The organism is Allohahella marinimesophila (assembly GCF_039538005.1).
GTDB lineage: Bacteria > Pseudomonadota > Gammaproteobacteria > Pseudomonadales > Oleiphilaceae > Allohahella > Allohahella marinimesophila.
The window spans coordinates 1-1,180 of the sequence record NZ_BAABBO010000028.1 but is presented as its reverse complement, the minus strand read 5'-3'; the positions used below and the strand labels follow the sequence as shown (position 1 = coordinate 1,180).

At 54.6% G+C, this 1,180-nt stretch carries 1 protein-coding gene; it reads right to left on the bottom strand.

From position 1 onward, the window contains the following. On the bottom strand, positions 1-1,180 hold a 1,180-nt coding region (gene tuf, locus ABD735_RS20080), incomplete at both ends, for an elongation factor Tu (RefSeq protein WP_344809877.1).

Here is a 1,180-nt window from a genome sequence, read left to right as displayed (position 1 = left end):
TTAGAGACAACACCGGCCCCTACAGTCCGACCACCTTCGCGTATCGCAAAGCGCAGGCCATCTTCCATCGCAATCGGATGGATCAGGCTAACAGTCATCTTGACGTTATCGCCAGGCATGACCATTTCTACACCTTCTGGCAATTCACAGCTTCCAGTCACGTCCGTAGTACGGAAGTAAAACTGTGGCCGGTAGCCCTTGAAGAATGGCGTATGACGACCACCCTCGTCCTTACTCAGGACGTATACTTCGCACTCGAATACGGTGTGCGGAAGGATTGTACCTGGCTTGCAGAGTACCTGACCACGCTCAACATCGTCACGCTTGGTACCACGCAGCAGTACACCAACGTTCTCGCCAGCACGACCTTCGTCAAGCAGCTTACGGAACATCTCAACACCGGTACAGGTCGTCTTGGTGGTATCGCGGATACCAACAATCTCAAGCTCTTCACCAACCTTGATCACACCACGCTCAACACGACCAGTCACAACAGTACCGCGACCAGAGATCGAGAACACGTCTTCGATAGGCATCAGGAACGCCTTGTCGATAGCGCGTTCTGGCTCAGGGATGTAAGAGTCCAGTGTCTCAACCAGCTTCTTAACAGCCGTGGTGCCAATACCGTTATCATCCTTGCCTTCCAGCGCCATCAGCGCTGAACCGACAATGATCGGCGTATCATCGCCAGGGAATTCGTAAGCACTCAACAGGTCACGAACTTCCATCTCAACAAGCTCAAGCAGCTCTTCGTCATCGACCATGTCCGCCTTGTTCAGGAACACAACGATGTAAGGTACGCCAACCTGGCGCGCCAGAAGAATGTGCTCGCGAGTCTGCGGCATCGGGCCGTCGGCCGCCGAGCACACCAGAATCGCACCGTCCATCTGCGCAGCACCAGTGATCATGTTCTTCACATAATCAGCGTGGCCCGGGCAGTCAACATGCGCGTAGTGACGCAGATCTGACTGATACTCAACGTGGGAAGTGGCGATCGTGATACCACGAGCCTTCTCTTCCGGCGCCTTGTCGATCTGGTCGAACGCCGAAACGTCACCACCCCATACCTCAGCGCAAACTCGTGTCAACGCAGCGGTCAGTGTCGTCTTACCGTGGTCAACGTGCCCTATCGTGCCCACGTTAACGTGAGGCTTAGTCCGATCAAATTTTGCTTTTCCCA